13 protein-coding genes and 3 pseudogenes are annotated in these 15,372 nt (G+C 64.4%); 12 read left to right on the top strand and 4 right to left on the bottom strand.

Features of this window, described 5'->3' with window-relative positions; all coding sequences use genetic code 11:
• Nucleotides 1–50 precede the first annotated feature (50 nt).
• Together H0I39_RS16975 and H0I39_RS16970 are read left to right on the top strand one after the other, a co-directional pair.
• Nucleotides 51–802: pseudogene (locus H0I39_RS16975) on the top strand (ferritin-like domain-containing protein).
• Nucleotides 803–901: 99 nt separating this feature from the next.
• Nucleotides 902–1,390, top strand: a complete 489-nt coding sequence (locus tag H0I39_RS16970) for a cupin domain-containing protein (protein ID WP_180551265.1) — start codon at nucleotides 902–904, stop codon at nucleotides 1,388–1,390.
• Nucleotides 1,391–1,560: 170 nt separating this feature from the next.
• On the opposite strand, the gene H0I39_RS16965 is transcribed toward H0I39_RS16970, so the two are convergent.
• Nucleotides 1,561–2,487: an AAA family ATPase gene (locus H0I39_RS16965; RefSeq protein ID WP_308645933.1), complete on the bottom strand. Its 927-nt coding sequence runs from the start codon at nucleotides 2,485–2,487 to the stop codon at nucleotides 1,561–1,563.
• A 24-nt stretch (nucleotides 2,488–2,511) separates the two neighbouring features.
• Between H0I39_RS16965 and H0I39_RS23750 the strand changes: the two genes are divergently transcribed.
• On the top strand, nucleotides 2,512–2,778 hold the full coding sequence (locus H0I39_RS23750; protein WP_308645944.1) for a hypothetical protein: 267 nt from the start codon (nucleotides 2,512–2,514) through the stop codon (nucleotides 2,776–2,778).
• Between the two features lie 61 nt (nucleotides 2,779–2,839).
• On the opposite strand, the pseudogene H0I39_RS16960 reads toward H0I39_RS23750, so the two are convergent.
• The 3 genes and pseudogenes from H0I39_RS16960 to H0I39_RS16950 form a co-directional block, all read right to left on the bottom strand.
• Nucleotides 2,840–3,825 (bottom strand): annotated as a pseudogene (locus H0I39_RS16960) (Bug family tripartite tricarboxylate transporter substrate binding protein).
• A gap of 410 nt (nucleotides 3,826–4,235) precedes the next feature.
• Entirely contained in the window at nucleotides 4,236–5,150 is a 915-nt protein-coding gene (gene xerD, locus H0I39_RS16955; protein WP_308645880.1) for a site-specific tyrosine recombinase XerD, read from the bottom strand.
• A 229-nt stretch (nucleotides 5,151–5,379) separates the two neighbouring features.
• Nucleotides 5,380–6,351: a tripartite tricarboxylate transporter substrate binding protein BugE gene (locus tag H0I39_RS16950; RefSeq protein WP_180551263.1), complete on the bottom strand. Its 972-nt coding sequence runs from the start codon at nucleotides 6,349–6,351 to the stop codon at nucleotides 5,380–5,382.
• Between the two features lie 25 nt (nucleotides 6,352–6,376).
• On the opposite strand from H0I39_RS16950, the pseudogene H0I39_RS24275 reads away from it, so the two are divergent.
• From H0I39_RS24275 to arsA, 9 genes and pseudogenes are all read left to right on the top strand, one after another.
• Nucleotides 6,377–8,067, top strand: a pseudogene (locus H0I39_RS24275) (AbgT family transporter).
• 149 nt (nucleotides 8,068–8,216) lie between these two features.
• Nucleotides 8,217–8,441, top strand: a complete 225-nt coding sequence (locus H0I39_RS16940; protein ID WP_180551262.1) for a hypothetical protein — start codon at nucleotides 8,217–8,219, stop codon at nucleotides 8,439–8,441.
• Nucleotides 8,442–8,546: 105 nt separating this feature from the next.
• Entirely contained in the window at nucleotides 8,547–8,945 is a 399-nt protein-coding gene (locus H0I39_RS24270) for a UvrD-helicase domain-containing protein (RefSeq protein WP_373368349.1), read from the top strand.
• On the top strand, nucleotides 8,893–10,059 hold the full coding sequence (locus tag H0I39_RS23480) for a UvrD-helicase domain-containing protein (RefSeq protein ID WP_180551260.1): 1,167 nt from the start codon (nucleotides 8,893–8,895) through the stop codon (nucleotides 10,057–10,059). The genes H0I39_RS24270 and H0I39_RS23480 overlap by 53 nt, the downstream gene beginning before the upstream one ends.
• Before the next feature lie 406 nt (nucleotides 10,060–10,465).
• On the top strand, nucleotides 10,466–11,119 hold the full coding sequence (locus H0I39_RS16925; RefSeq protein ID WP_180551857.1) for a 3'-5' exonuclease: 654 nt from the start codon (nucleotides 10,466–10,468) through the stop codon (nucleotides 11,117–11,119).
• A 494-nt stretch (nucleotides 11,120–11,613) separates the two neighbouring features.
• Complete coding sequence (locus H0I39_RS16920; protein ID WP_180551856.1) at nucleotides 11,614–12,525, top strand: AEC family transporter; 912 nt, start codon at nucleotides 11,614–11,616, stop codon at nucleotides 12,523–12,525.
• 71 nt (nucleotides 12,526–12,596) lie between these two features.
• Nucleotides 12,597–12,965, top strand: a complete 369-nt coding sequence (locus H0I39_RS16915; protein ID WP_180551259.1) for an ArsR/SmtB family transcription factor — start codon at nucleotides 12,597–12,599, stop codon at nucleotides 12,963–12,965.
• Between the two features lie 40 nt (nucleotides 12,966–13,005).
• Entirely contained in the window at nucleotides 13,006–13,434 is a 429-nt protein-coding gene (gene arsD / locus H0I39_RS16910) for an arsenite efflux transporter metallochaperone ArsD (protein ID WP_180551258.1), read from the top strand.
• 33 nt (nucleotides 13,435–13,467) lie between these two features.
• Nucleotides 13,468–15,255, top strand: a complete 1,788-nt coding sequence (gene arsA / locus H0I39_RS16905; RefSeq protein WP_180551257.1) for an arsenical pump-driving ATPase — start codon at nucleotides 13,468–13,470, stop codon at nucleotides 15,253–15,255.
• Nucleotides 15,256–15,372 lie beyond the last annotated feature (117 nt).

Here is a 15,372-nt window from a genome sequence, read left to right as displayed (position 1 = left end):
CTGCGCCCCTTGCCCTTCAAGCCCTTTGCGAAGCCGATCTTGAACAGAAACTGGCCCAAGTCGCCGCCCTCAAAGCGCAGGCAGCTGCGCTTTCGATAGCTCCCGAGTCGCTGCTGCCAGAGCCTGCCGCCCTGCCCGGCCGCCCCGCCCGGCCCGCACTGATCGACCCCGCCAAGGTGCCCCAGCGCAGCGTGCACACGCCCGAAGGCCGCGCGGCGCTCATCCACGCCATCTGCCACATCGAGTTCAACGCCATCAACCTGGCGCTCGACGCGATCTGCCGCTTTGCCGACATGCCCGAGGATTTCTACCGCGACTGGCTGCGCGTGGCCATCGAAGAGGCGTATCACTTCAAGCTGCTGCACGAGCACCTGCGCATGCAGCTGGGCCACGCGTATGGCGACTTCCCGCGCACGACGGCCTGTGGGCCATGTGCGAAAAGACGAAGGATGACATCACCGCCCGCATGGCGCTGGTGCCCCGCACGCTGGAGGCGCGCGGCCTCGACGCCACGCCGCTCATCCAGAACAAGCTGCGCGCCGTCGGCACGCCCGACGCGCTGGCCGCCTGCGACATCCTCGACGTCATCCTGCGCGACGAGATCGGCCACGTCGCCATCGGCAACCGCTGGTACGGCTGGCTGTGCGAACGGCAAAGCCTGGAGCCGGTGGCGCACTACCGCGCGCTGGTGCGGCAGTACGGCGCGCCGCGGCTCAAGGGGCCGTTCAACACCGCGGCGCGGCAGCAGGCGGGCTTCAGCGCTGAAGAACTCGCCGCGCTGACCGAACCCGCGGCCTCTTGACCACCCTCATGCCCCACCAGCGCCACCAGCGGCTAAGATGACCGCTGGCCGCCGGTGCCCTGCACCGGCATTCTTCTCACCCCGCCAACGGAGCCCCGCATGAGCCAGAAACCCGTCGTCACTGACATCGGCCCCAAGCCGAACGCCTTCGACATCGAAAACGCCACCAAGGACAACGCCAACTACCGCACCGTGGCCTGGAGCGGCAAGTACCTGCAGGTCACGCTGATGTCCATCGAGCCCGGCCAGTCGATCGGCCTCGAGACGCACCCCGACACCGACCAGTTCCTGCGCATCGACGCCGGCCGGGGCGTGTGCAAGATGGGCCCGGCCAAGGACCAGCTGAATTTCGAGCAGGCCGTGGAAGACGGCTGGTGCATCACCGTGCCCGCCGGCACCTGGCACGACGTCGTCAACACCGGCAGCGAGCCGCTGCGCCTGTACGCCATCTATGCGCCGGTGCACCACGCCGCGGGCAAGGTGCATGGCACGTTCGACGATGCCGAGAAGGACGAGGAAAGCGGTGGCGACGAGCCGCCAGCTTGGTCGGTGCAGCCGCCGCAGACGCGGCCGGACAGGCACGGGTAAGCCAGCCCCTCACGCCTGAGCAGAAGCCGCCGCAGCACGGGCCATGCGGCGGCTTTTTCTGGACCTCATTTTCTCAAAATGAGGGGGTATATATCTCGATGGCTTGAATACAAGGCGCTATCGGACTGCATTGAAGGGAGTATGCACAACCACGGCGCACTGGCACGGGCTCACGGGGGCGTGGCCCCGAACCGCCGCATCAACTCGCCCTGCACCGCCGCCGGCGCCAGGTTCTGCCCCGCCTTCTCGCGCGCGAAGGCTTCCGCCGCCGCCGCGTCGTCGTGGAACTTGCGGTACAGCCGCCGCAACTGCTCTTCGTCCGCATAGCCCAGTTCCACCCGCTCGTCGATGCGGCCGGCGCGAATGAGCGCCGGGTCGAGCCGCTCGACGTGGTTGGTCGTCATGAACAGCACCGTGCCCTCCTGCGTGGCCACGCCGTCGAGCGCGTTGAGGAAGCCGCTGAACGACAGCTTGACCTGCGCGTGCGCGGCGTCGCGTTCGCGGAAGAAGGCGTCGACGTCCTCGATCAGCAGCAGCGAGCGCTGCGGCACCGAGGCCAGCAGCGTGTGGATCTTCTCGTCGGTGACGATGGGGCTGGCCAGGCTGAGGGTGCACACGTTCAGGTGCAGCTCGCTCGCCAGCGCGGTGACCAGCGAGGTCTTGCCGGTGCCGGGCGGGCCGTACAGCAGGTAGCCGCGCCGCCACGGAATGCCCAGTTGCGCATAGCGCTCGCGGCTGTCGAAGAAGCGTTCCAGGTCGGCCAGCAGCGCCTCGCCCTGCCCGGCTTTCAGCACCACCGACGCCAGCGGCCGCCGCGAGCCGAGGCGCGCGCGCATCCAGTCGCCACCGTGGAACGGGTTGGGGATGTAGACCGAGAGCGTGTCGGTCTCGCGCGCGGCGCGGGTGTCGATCGCGGCCTGCAGAAAGGCCTGCAGGCGCGCGGGCGAGCGGCCGAACTGAGACAGGCTGATCTTCTCGAACACGGCCTGCGCCACCTGCACGTCGCGCCGGATCCACAACCAGCGCCCATCCAGCCGCAGGATGTGCAGGCCCTCGCCGGGCGACAGGTAGGCGCGCGGCGGCTGGCCGTTGCGCAGGTCGTCGTCCAGCTCTGGTAGGCCGTGCCGCGCCGCACGCTGCGCGCGGTGAACTGGTTGACGCCGCGCAGCCTGGGGTGCGTGTCCATGTACTCGACCAGCGCGCTGAACAGGAACTCGTCGCGCGAATCGACGGTGAGCGTGCTGATGAAGAAGCGCCTGGCCCAACTGACGACCAGGCCCGGCACGTCCTTCAGCCAATACGCCAACGCGCCTGCGGCGGCCAGCAGCGCGGCCTGCAGGGCGGGTTGGGAGAGCAGGCCGGTGCCGTTCATGAATGCCTTTTTCTAGGTCAAATCGGGCTGCAGCACTTTATGGGTAAGCGCCACCAGCTATCAATATGAAATCAAACTCAACCCGCCGTGATGCCCGCCGCCTTGATGATGCGCGCGTTGTTGGCCGATTCGTTGGCGATGAACTTGCCGAAGTCGGCCGCGCTGCCGCCGGTGGGCAGGTTGTCGGCGGCGTCGATCTTGGCCAGCACGTCCTTGTCCTTCAGCAGTTTGTTGACCTCGGCGTTGAGGCGCTCTATCACGGCAACCGGCGTGCCGGCAGGCGCGAACAGGCCGAACACCGAGGCCACGTTGGCCGCCGGCAGGCCCAGCTCGGCCAGCGTGGGCACGTTCGGCAACTGCTCCAGCCGCGCGGGCGAGCCCACGGCCAGCGACGTGAGCTTGCCGGCCTTGATGCGGCCCATCACGGCCGGGCCGGCGTTCACGCTCAGCACCTCGAACTGGCCGCCCAGCGCATCGTTGATCTGCTGGCCGCCGCCCTTGTAGGGGATGTGGGTGATGTCGGCGCCGGTGCCGGCCTTCACCTGCTCCAGCACGATGTGGCCGAGCGAGGCGGGGCCGGACGTCGCCCAGCGCACGGCGCCGGGCCTGGCCTTGGCGGCGTCGATCAGCGCCTTGAAATCCCTGGCCGCCAGCGCCGAGGTGCCCAGCAGCAGCACGGGCGAGGCGATGACGCTGACCACCGGCACGATGTCCTTGACCGGGTCGAACGGCGACTTGCCCAGGTGCGGGTTGAGCACCAGCGGGCTGATGGCCGCAAAGCCCAGGCTGTGGCCATCGGGCGCGGCCTTGGCCACGGCGTCAAGCCGATGCTGCCGCTGGCGCCGGCCTTGTTGTCGACCACCACGCTCTGGCCCAGCACGGGCGCCAGGCGGTCGGCCAGCAGGCGGGCCACGCTGTCGGCCACGCCGCCCGGCGGGTAGGCGACGGTGATCTTGACGGGTTTGGCGGGCCAGGGCTGGGCGAAGGCGGCGGGTGATGCGGCGAGCGCGGCGAGGGTGGCCAAGGCCGCGCGGCGGTTGGCGATGAAGGTGGTGGAGTTCATGGCGGCGATTGTGCGACAGCGGGTGGCGCGGCCCGGCGGTGGGCGGCCGGATGCCGGGGGCTGGGGAAGCCTGGGCCGCGTGGCGCGCGTCGGCCACGGGCAGCGGTCATCGCGGGCAAGCCCGCGCCCGCATCAGGGCATGGGCCACATACTCCCCATAACGCAATCCACTAGCGCCCTATTCACGGTATTCAATATCACATACTCCCTATTTTTGCATCCATGATCGTGAAATCTCAGCCGTCGACGCTATGCCGGCCTTTGTGGGAGCGGCCTTGGCCGCGATGGCAGCGCGTCGCTTGATCCGGCTCAGCCATCGCGGCCACGGCCGCTCCCACAAGCCCGTGGATACTTCGATATCGATAGCTGTCAGCGCTTGCTGCACAAGGGCCTGCAGCCCAAAAAGACTCTCAACCGCGCGGATGGTGCTGCGCGTGCAAATCCTTCAGCCGCTCGCGCGCGATGTGGGTGTAGATGGTGGTGGTGCTGATGTCGGCGTGGCCCAGCAGCATCTGCACGGCGCGCAGGTCGGCGCCGTGGTTGAGCAGGTGCGTGGCGAAGGCGTGACGCAGCGTGTGGGGCGACAGCGGCGCGGTCACGCCGGCCTGCAGCGCGTAGCGCTTGACGAGGCCCCAGAACATCACGCGCGACATCGCCGTGCCGGGCGTGCGGCCGGCGCTGGTGACGAACAGATCATCGGTCTGGCGCGGGCCCAGCAGGGCCGGTCGGCTTTCAGAAACATAGCGCTGCAGCCAGTCGCCCGCCTCTTCGCCGAAGGGCACCAGGCGCTCCTTGCTGCCTTTGCCCATCACGCGCAGCACGCCTTCGTTGAAGGCGACGTTGAAGGTCTTGAGCGTGGTCAGCTCGCTCACACGCAGGCCGCTGGCGTACATCAGCTCCAGCATGGTGCGGTCGCGCAGGCCCAGGGGCGTGTCGGTGTCGGGCGCGTTCAGCAGCGCCTCGACCTGCGCCTCGCTCAGCGTCTTGGGCACGCGCAAGGGTTGTTTGGCGGTCAGCAGTTTCAGCGTCGGGTCGGCGTCGATCAGGCGCTCGCGCAGCGCCCAGCGGAAGTAGCGCTTGAACACGGTCAGGCGCCGGTTGGCCGATGTGGCCTTGCCACGCGCGCGGGCGGCCATGTAGCCGTTCAGGTGCTGCTCGCGCGTCTGCGGCAGCGTGGCGCCGTGCTCGGCGGCCAGCCATTCGGCGTACAGCCGCAGGTCTCGCCGGTAGGCCTCCAGCGTGTTCTTCGACAGGCCGTCCTCCAGCCACAGGGCGTCGGTGAAGGCGTCGATGGTCGGGTCGGCGGCGGGCGGAGGGGCGGTCACGCGGGGGACGATACCAAAGGCACGTACGGCACTGTGGGAGCGGGCTTGCCCGCGATGGGGGCTGTGAACATCGGCGGCGTTGCCATCGCGGGCAAGCCCGCTCCCACAAGGCCCCGATCAGCCGCCAGCGCCCGGCTGGCAAGCGCTGACAGCTCCTCTGTTCATAGCAAGCACAAAAAACCCGCCGGGGCATGGCCCGCGGCGGGTGATGGTGGTCAACCGGGTTGGCTTATTGCAGCGTGAGCTTCTGCTTGGTCACGACCTGCTTGTACACGGCCAGTTCGTCCTTGATCTGCTGGGCGAACTGCTCGGGCGTGTTGGCGATGACGAAGGAGCCGGTGTCCTCGATGCGCTTCTTCACCGCCGGGTCTTCCAGCACCTTGCGGGTGGCGGCGTTGAGCCGGTCGACGATCTCCTTGGGCGTGCCCTTGGAGGCCAGCAGGCCGTAGTAGGCCATGCGGTTCACCGGCTCCAGGCCCACCTCCTTGAAGGTGGGGGTGTTGGGCAGGTCCTTCAGGCGCTCGGGCGCGGCCACCACCACGGGCACCAGCTTGCCGCTCTTGATGAAGGGCAGCGACGAGGGCACGTTGTCGAAGATGATCGGCACCTGGCCGGCCACCACGTCGTTCAGCGCCGGGCCGGCGCCGCGGTAGGGGATGTGGGTGACGAACACGCCGGTCAGGCTTTTCCACAGCTCGGTCTGCAGGTGGCCGATGCCGCCGGTGCCCGACGAGGCGTAGCTGAACTTGCCCGGCTGGCTTTTCAGCAGCTCGACCAGGGCCTTGTGGTCCTTGGCGGCAAAGCTGGGGTGCACCGCGATCAGGTTGGGCGTGGCGGCGATGTTGATGATGGGCACGAAGTCGGCCACCGGGTCGTAGCCGGTCTTGGGGTTGATGGCCGGGTTGGCCGCGGTGGTGGACACCGTGGCCATGCTGATGGTGTAGCCGTCCGGCGCGGCGCGCGCGGCCTCCTGCGCACCGATGACGCCGCCGGCGCCGCCCTTGTTGTCGACCACCACGGGCTGGCCCAGGGCCTTGCCCAGCGGCTCGGAGATCACGCGCGCGATGATGTCGGTGGTGCCGCCGGCAGCAAAGGGCACGATCAGGCGAATCGGCTTGTTGGGATAGGCCTGGGCAAAGGCGGTGCCGGCTGTCAGGCTGGCGACGGCGGCAGCCAATGCGATCACGTGGCGACGTTGCATAAGGGCAAAACTCCTGAGAAATTGAATGAACCTCTTGATTCCGTGCAAAGCGGCTGAGGTGGTGAATCAACAAGAATACACACATCCAACGTCGGTTCACGACCTGGAGCGACGGGGATTTTCCCTAGCCCGCGTGGGCCATCGAATCAACAAGAAGAGAGCTTTCATGACCACTCCAACCGCCCCGGCACCGCGCCGCACCCTGGTGGACCGCTTTCTCGACGGCGTCGAGAAGATCGGCAACAAGCTGCCCGATCCGGTGATGATCTTCATCGCCATCTGCGCGCTGGTATTGATCGCCTCGTGGCTGGCGGCGGCGGCGGGCGTGTCGGTCACCAACCCGGCCACGGGCAAGACGGTGGCTGCGGTCAACCTGCTCAGCGCCGACGGGCTGCGCCGCATCCTGTCGGAGGCGGTGAAGAACTTCGGCGCCTTCCCGGCGCTGGGCCTGGTGCTGGTGGTGATGCTGGGCATCGGCGTGGCCGAGAAGACGGGCTACTTCGAAGTGGCCATGCGCCGTGTGATCGAACGCGCGCCGCAGGCTTTCATCATTCCGGTGATCATCTTCGTGGCCATCCTGGGCAACGTGGCCGGCGACGCCGCGCCCATCGTGCTGCCGCCGCTGGCCGCCATGGTGTTCCTGCGGCTGGGGCTGCACCCGGTGGCCGGCGTGGCCATGGCCTATGCGGCGGCGCTGGGGGCTTTGCGGCCAACCTGATCCTGGGCATGTCGGACGCGCTGGTGCTGGCCTTCACCGCACCGGCGGCGGCGCTGGTGGATCCGAGCGTGGAGACCAACACGGCGATGAACTACTACTTCGTCGCCGCCTCCACCTTCATGCTGACGGCCGTGGTGTGGGTGGTGGCCACGCGAGTGGGCATCCCGCGCCTGGGGCGTTACGACAACCCCGAGTTCGTGTCGCAAGAGCAGGCCGCGCTGACGCCGCAGGAGATCAAGGCGCTGCGCGCGGCCAACTGGTCGCTGCTGGCGGTGGTGGGCGTGCTGCTGGCGCTCAGCACTCCGTCCAACGGCCTGCTGCGCAACGCCACCACCGGCAGCCTGATCCAGGATTCGCCACTGATGAACGGCATCGGCCTGATCATCACGCTGTTCTTCTTCGTGCCGGGGCTGGTGTACGGCCTGGTGGCCGGCAAGATCAGGAGCGGCGGCGACCTGGCGGGGATGATGACCAGTTCGATGGCGTCGATGGGCGGCTTCATCGTCATCGTGTTCTTCGCCGCGCAGATGCTGGCCTTCTTCAACTGGAGCAACCTGGGCACCATCATCGCGGTGAAGGGCGCCGAACTGCTGCAGAACCAGCACGGCATGGTGCTGATCGTCGGCGTGGTCATCCTGTCGTCCATCGTCAACATCTTCATCGGCAGCGCCTCGGCCAAGTGGGCCATCCTGGCGCCGATCTTCGTGCCCATGATGATGCTGCTGGGCTTTCACCCGGCGTTCACGCAGATGATCTACCGCGTGGGCGATTCCATCACCAACCCCATCACGCCGATGCTGCCGTACTTTCCGCTGGTGCTGGGGCTGGCGCAGAAGTACGACAAGAAGATGGGCATCGGCACGCTGATCGCCGCGCTGCTGCCCTACTCCATCGCCATCGGCGTGTGCTGGACGATCTTCCTGCTGGTGTGGTTCTGGCTCGGCTGGCCGGTCGGCCCCGGCGGCCCGATCTACCTGAACACGCCCGTGGGCGGCTGAGCGGCGATCTTCGACCCCGGTGCGGAGAAACCTATGCCGTTGTGGCGTGGGCATGGAATGCATGTGCGTTTCACCGGGTTGGAATCTCAGGGTTTCTTTACTCGCTCCTAGAGTTTACAGATAAGCATAAACGTAAATCGTTTGAAAAAATGCTGCGTGCAGACCACAAACTATCGCTTCTCGAAAGAATTGACCGCCAAATGGTTGTTGGCGATATCGTGCTCCATGAAGCGTACGGAAGTGGAGTCCTGCGCTCAGGATGGGAAGGATTCCTTCAAGTGGATTTTCCATCAGGAACAGTGAACTTCACTGACAAGGATGGTTTGTGCCTTCTCCTGGAAAGCTTGAAAAAGCTGGAAGCTCTTCCCAAGTGATGAAATTGAGAAACGATATAAAGTAGCGATCGCAGCAATTAGGGATGCTTTTCAATACGACTTTGTCAATGCTGATGAAGTGTATGAGGGGAGCCATCTAACTATATTGGGCGCAAAGAGTATGAGGAAGAGAAGATTGTCTTTGTTAGATCGTGGCTGAAAGACAACCTACCTAAGTCAAACGCCGGATCACAGCAACTGCCTGATGCAGAGCAACTCCATGCGATTGCTGCCGTAAATGGACACGTGCAGGTAATTGCTCGTGCAGGTAGCGGCAAAACCGCGACGCTCGTTATTCGCGCGTATTTCATGATGAAGCACTGCCGTGTGGCCCCAAGCACCATGCTGTTGCTTGCATTTAACAGGAAAGCTGCTAATGAGATTCGGCGCCGAATTTTGCTACTCCTAGAGCCTAGGGCAGAAATTTCTATCAAGGAAGAAATCGAGAAGCGTGGGAAAAGAGTTCAAGCAGGACGTCGAGTGGACTGGGGAGATGGAAGCTGAAGCTGTCGATGCGGTGGCCAAGACACTTCAAGTGGCGTTGCCGTATGTGATGACGTTTCATGCTCTGGCTTATGCCATTGTTCATCCGGAAGAAAGTTTGCTTTACAACGGTGCCGAGGGTGAGTCACAGGGGCTTAGCAAGGCATTTCAGCAGGTTATTGATGACTTCCTGCAAGATGCGGAATTCAAAGGCCGCATTCGAGAGCTAATGCTCGCTCACTTCAGGGAGGACTGGGATCGGATCGTTGCCGGTCGTTACGATCAGACAAAAGAAGAGCTTCTAAAATATCGACGCTCCCTGCCGCGAGAGAGTATTGGTGGAGATTACGTTAAGTCATATGGCGAAAAGGTGATCGCGGACTTTCTTTTTGAACACGATATTGCCTATAAATATGAGAGAAATCATTGGTGGGGAGAGGTTAACTATCGACCTGACTTCACAATATTTAAGACGCCAAAAAGTGGCGTCATTATTGAATATTTCGGCTTAGCGGGCGATCCTGATTATGATGAGATGTCTAGTGACAAACGCAGGTACTGGCGCTCGAAGCCGGACTGGGATCTTATTGAGTTTTCTCCTGCAGATTTTCGTATAAATGGGGTTGAAGGGTTCATTGATCAATTAAGAGGGGCATTACGAGAGCAAGGTTTGGTCTTTAACCGATTAAGTGAAGATGAGATTTGGTTGCGAGTCCGAGACCGAGCGATTGATCGATTTACCAATGCAGCAGTCGGGTTTGTTGGAAGATGCAGAAAGCAGTCTCTTTCGCCGCAAGACCTAGGCTCACTGATAGACGCATACAAGCCGCTTTCACCAGTCGAAAGCATGTTTCTCGATCTGGTTCATGATTTATACGCTGCTTACCTAGACCGTCTTGTGTCAACGGGCGAAGAGGACTTCGATGGACTCCTGCAACGTGCCGCGAGCGCTGTTTCGTCTGGTCGAACAAGGTTTGAGAGGAAAACCGGTAGCGGCGATTTGCGAAAAATCTGTTACGTATTTGTTGATGAATTTCAAGACTTCTCAGATCTGTTCTATCGACTCCTGCAATCTATTCGAAAAGAAAATCCTGGGGTTCAACTTTTTGTGTTGGTGATGACTGGCAGGCAATAAACGGATTCGCAGGATCGGATTTGCGTTTCTTTTCCGATTTTGAGAGGTGGATCGGAAAATCTAGAAAACTGCATATTTCTACCAACTATCGATCGTTTAGATCTATCGTCGACGTTGGCAATGCGTTGATGCGCGGACACGGAAAACCTGCCGTTGCAAACTCGAAAGATGCCGGATCTGTTTTCTTGGTCGATGTCGCTCAGTTTGAACCTGCTCTGATTGAAAAGCAGCGGCATCCAGGAGATGTGATTACGCCAATCGCGTCTCGGATTGTCAGTAAAGCGCTTGCAGAAGGTAAGGAGGTAGTCCTGCTCTGTCGAAGAAATGGAATGCCGTGGTTTATAAATTTTCGAGAACATGGGCAAGGGGGCAAAGGATTGTCTGGCTATCTTGAGCTTGTCCGCTCATTTTTTCTAAAGGCCTCGCTGAAGGTATTTCGATCTCGACTTCGCACAAATATAAGGGGCTCGAGAAACCCGTTGTCATCGTTATGGATGCTGTGGCTCGCAGTTATCCATTAATTCATCCAGATTGGGCATTTTCAAGAATATTGGGAGATAGCCCGGATAGGATTGCAAAAGAGGAGCGTCGTCTGTTCTATGTCGCGTTGACTCGTGCAATCGATAAATTATTCATCGTCACGGAGCGTCAAAGCTACTCTCCATTTATTGAGGAAGTAGCTAAAACCATGAGGTTGGCTAAGATCGACTGGAGTGAATTTCCAGCGGTGAAGAGCAAGTCAATGAGGTTGTTGGTCCAAGTAGGAAATCAAGAAGGACGGGGAATTTCACCTACATTCGCGATTAAAGATCAACTTAAGGCGTCAGGCTATCAGTGGCAGAGTACCGGCTCTACCGGATGGACCAAGGGTTTTCAGGCCAATGGCTTTGATATTTCGCGAGTACAAGGGGAAGTCTGGGCCAGTGCGGCTGATGGCATTGAAGTTCGGATATTGGATGAGTCGGAAGGCGTTGTGGCGAGATTCGTCGTTGATGCTGGAACTTGGGTTTGTACGCTTGATAACTTGGCATCTGTTCAAGCGGCGGACGACGTTGCATGAGTCGCGCAGTCACGATTGTCTAGGTAAGGAGTGTTAATGGCTAAACCTGTAGAGATCGGCACGGGGCGCCCGCGGGCGGCCCCGGTGCGGGTTCAAGCAAGATAAAGGGGGACCTTGCCTGTTTTTTGCATGGTCAAAAACGCCTTCAGCGCCTGAATAACGGGCGCAAGCAGCTATTTTTTCAAACTGCCGTGTGGCGCCAAATGGCTATCGCCTGTTTTGGCCGGCCGGGGCGTTGATACGAACCCGCTTTCAAGAAATGACGAATGACGAATGACTTCGCTGCGCTTCAATGACAAATGGCGCCTTGGTCATTCGTCATGCGGCGCCAGGCGCGGTCATTGGTCTTTGCCTTGAACGCCAAACCCGTATGAAACCGCGCTTAACGGCCCGCCTCCCGCCCGCGCCAGACCTTGCCATCCCCCATAATCGCCGCGCCCGGGCGCAGCGCGCTTTCCTCGCCGCACCCGCGGCCCAGCCAGCCCGTCACCCGCGTGTACTACGCCCAGCTTCTCTTCCCCGATTTCTCGCTGATCGTCATCGGCTACCTGCTGTGCCGGCACACGGCGCTCAACCGGCCGGTGTGGCAGGTGGTGGAGGGGCTGGTGTATTACTTCCTGTTCCCGGTGCTGCTGTTCCAGTCCATCGTGCGCACGCCGCTGGATCTGCAGGCCGCCTCGGGCCTGATGGGCGCCGGCCTGGCGCTGGGCATCACCGGCATCGCGCTGGCGTATGCGCTGCCCCATGTGCCGCTGCTGGGCCGCTGGATCGACCGGCGCGACCACGCGGCCAGCGCGCAGGTCGCCTTCCGCTTCAACTCCTTCATCGGCCTGGCGCTGGCCGAGCGGCTGCTGGGTGCGCAAGGCCTGCAGCTGATCGCGGTGCTGATCGGCGTGTGCGTGCCACTGTTCAACGTGGGCGCCGTGTGGCCGATGACGCGGCACGCGCAGCGCGGCTTCATGGGCGAGATCGTGCGCAACCCGCTCATCATCGCCACCGCGTCGGGGCTGGTGGCCAATCTGCTGGGCTTTTCGATCCCCGAATTCCTGGCGCCCACGGTCACGCGCATCGGCGCGGCCTCGATCGCGCTGGGGCTGATGGCCGCCGGCGCGGGCATGCAGTTCCAGAGCCTGGCGCGCGGCAAGCTGCTGGGCGCGAGCGTGCTGACCATCCGGCACCTGCTGTCGCCCGTCATCGCCTGGCTGCTGGCGCGCGCCTTCCGCCTGGGCGCGGCCGAGACCACCATCCTGCTCACCTTCGCCGCGCTGCCCACAGCATCGAGCTGCTACGTGCTGGCCGCGCGCATGGGCTACAACGGGCCGTATGTGGCGGGGCTGGTCACGCTGTCCACCGCGCTGGGCGTGGCCAGCCTGCCGTTGGCGCTGGCGGTGCTGGGGCGCTGGTGACGACCGGCGCGGCACGCGCAGCGGGTTGGCGCCGCATTGCATCATTTCAAGAGTGGTTGTAATATCAACCCATGGAACGCGCGGCCGCCCTGCTCACGCTCGAATCGCTGTCTTCGGGCATCCGGCTCGACATCTTCCGCCTGCTGGTGCGCCAGGGGCCGGAAGGCCTGGTGGCGGGCGAGATCGCCACGGCGCTGGAGCTGGCGCCCAGCAACCTGTCCTTCCACCTCAAGGCGCTCACGCAATCCGGATTGCTGTCGGTCGAGCAGGAAGGCCGCTATCAGCGCTACCGCGCCAACATGCCGCTGATGCTCGACCTCATCGCCTACCTCACCGAAGAGTGCTGCGCCGGGCACCCCGAACTGTGCGGCGACCTGCCAACGGCCTCGTCGTGCGCGCCCGCCCGGCGCGCCGCGCTGGCCGATGCGACGGGAGCATGACTTTTTGCGCATTCATTTCAACTTGTATTGGAGTATCAAAATGACCACAGCCATCCAGATCTTCGACCCCGCCCTGTGCTGCGCCAGCGGCGTGTGCGGCACTGATGTGGACCAGGCGCTGGTGAGCTTTGCCGCCGACGCCGCCTGGGCCACCGGGCAAGGCGCGCAGATCACGCGCTTCAACCTGTCGCAGCAGCCGCTGGAGTTCGCGAACAACGCCACGGTGAAAGGCTTTCTGCAGCGTTCGGGCGCCGAGGCCCTGCCGCTGGTGCTGGTGGATGGCGAAGTGGCGCTGGCCGGCCGTTACCCGCAGCGGGCCGAACTGGCGCGCTGGGCGGGGCTGAAGCTGGATGCGCCGCAGGCCGCGGGCTGCTGCGGGCCGAGCGCGACGCCGGCCGCTGCAGGCTGCTGCGCGCCCAAGGCCGAATCGGCCGCCAGCGCCCAGCCGACAAGCGGCAAGTGCTGCTGATTCGATAGCTTTCAGTCTTCACCGCGCCCGACCATGAACTTCCTTCAGCAACCCCCGCGCTTCCTGTTCTTCACCGGCAAGGGCGGCGTCGGCAAGACCTCCATCGCCTGCGCCGCCGCCGTGCAACTGGCCGACGCGGGCAAACAGGTGCTGCTGGTCAGCACCGATCCGGCCTCCAACGTCGGCCAGGTGTTCGGCCTCGCCATCGGCAACCGCATCGTCGCCGTGCCTGCCGTGCCCAACCTGAGCGCCATGGAAATCGACCCGCAGGCAGCGGCGCAGGCCTACCGCGACCGCATCGTCGGCCCGGTGCGCGGCGTGCTGCCGGACAACGTGGTGAAGGGCATCGAAGAACAACTCTCCGGCGCCTGCACCACCGAGATCGCCGCCTTCGACGAATTCACCGGTCTGCTGGCCGATGACGCAGCCACGCGCGGGTTCGACCATGTCCTCTTCGACACCGCGCCCACCGGCCACACCATCCGCCTGCTCAGCCTGCCGGGCGCGTGGAGCGGCTTTCTGGAGGCCGGCCAGGGCGATGCCTCGTGCCTCGGCCCGCTGGCCGGGCTGGACAAGCAGCGCGCCCAGTACAAGGCCGCCGTCGAAGCCTTGCAGGACGGCGCCCGCACCCGCCTGGTACTGGTGGCGCGCGGCCAGGGTGCCACGCTGCGCGAGGCCGCGCGCACGCACGAGGAGCTGGCCGCCATCGGCCTGACGCGCCAGCACCTCGTCATCAACGGCCTGCTGCCCGAAAGCGAGGCCGCGCACGATCCGCTGGCCGCCGCCGTGGTGCGGCGCGAACTGGCGGCGCTGGCGCACCTGCCGCCCGCGCTGGCGGCACTGCCCACCGACCACATCGCGCTGAAAGCCTTCAACCTGGTCGGGCTGGATGCGCTGCGCGCGCTGCTGCAGCCCGAGGCGCGCGGTGCCACGCCCGACGCCGGCGAGCCCCACATCGCCCTGCCCGACGCGCCCACGCTCTCCGCGCTGGTTGACGAAATTGCCGCTCAGGGCCATGGCCTGGTGATGCTGATGGGCAAGGGCGGCGTCGGCAAGACCACGCTGGCCGCCGCCGTGGCGGTGGAGCTGGCCACGCGCGGCCTGCCCGTGCACCTGACCACCTCCGACCCGGCGGCGCACCTGGCCGAGACGCTGGCCGGTGAGCTGGAGCACCTGGAAGTCAGCCGCATCGACCCCCACGCCGCCACCGAGGCCTACCGCGCCCACGTCATGGCGACCAAGGGCGCGGCGCTGGACGGGGCCGGCCGCGTTCTGCTGGCCGAAGACCTGCGCTCGCCCTGCACCGAGGAGATCGCCGTCTTTCAGGCCTTCTCGCGCGCCATCCGCGAAGCGGGCCGGAAGTTCGTGGTGATGGACACCGCGCCTACCGGCCACACCCTGTTGCTGCTGGACGCCACCGGCGCCTACCACCGCGACGTGGCGCGCCAGATGGCCGCCGGCAGCCACTTCACCACGCCCATGATGCAGTTGCAGGATCCGGCGCGCACCAAGGTGCTGATCGTCACCCTGGCCGAGACCACGCCCGTGCTGGAAGCCGCGCAACTGCAGGACGACCTGCGCCGCGCCGGCATCGAGCCCTGGGCCTGGGTGGTGAACAACAGCGTGGCCGCCGCGCCCGTTGCCTCGCCCCTGCTGCGCCGCCGTGCCGAAGGCGAGTTGAAGGAGGTCGAGGCCATCCGCACCCGGCACGCGAAACGCTGGGCGCTGGTGCCACTGCTGCAGGACGAGCCGGTGGGCGTGGCGCGGCTGCGTGCGCTGGCGGGCGCGCAAGCCACCGAAGCCGCTGAACCTGCGCGCTGAGCCATGCCCCCAGCCGCCAACCTGGCCCCCGACCCCCTTTTGGGAGCGGGCTTGCCCACGATGCAGCGCCACGCCGCACCCGCCGCCCATCGCGGGCAAGCCCGCTCCCACACACCT

The organism is Ottowia beijingensis, from assembly GCF_013423955.1.
In the GTDB taxonomy this organism is placed as follows: Bacteria; Pseudomonadota; Gammaproteobacteria; order Burkholderiales; family Burkholderiaceae_C; genus Ottowia; species Ottowia beijingensis.
Note: the sequence above shows the minus strand (reverse complement) of the source record. Positions and strands in the feature narration are given on the sequence as shown.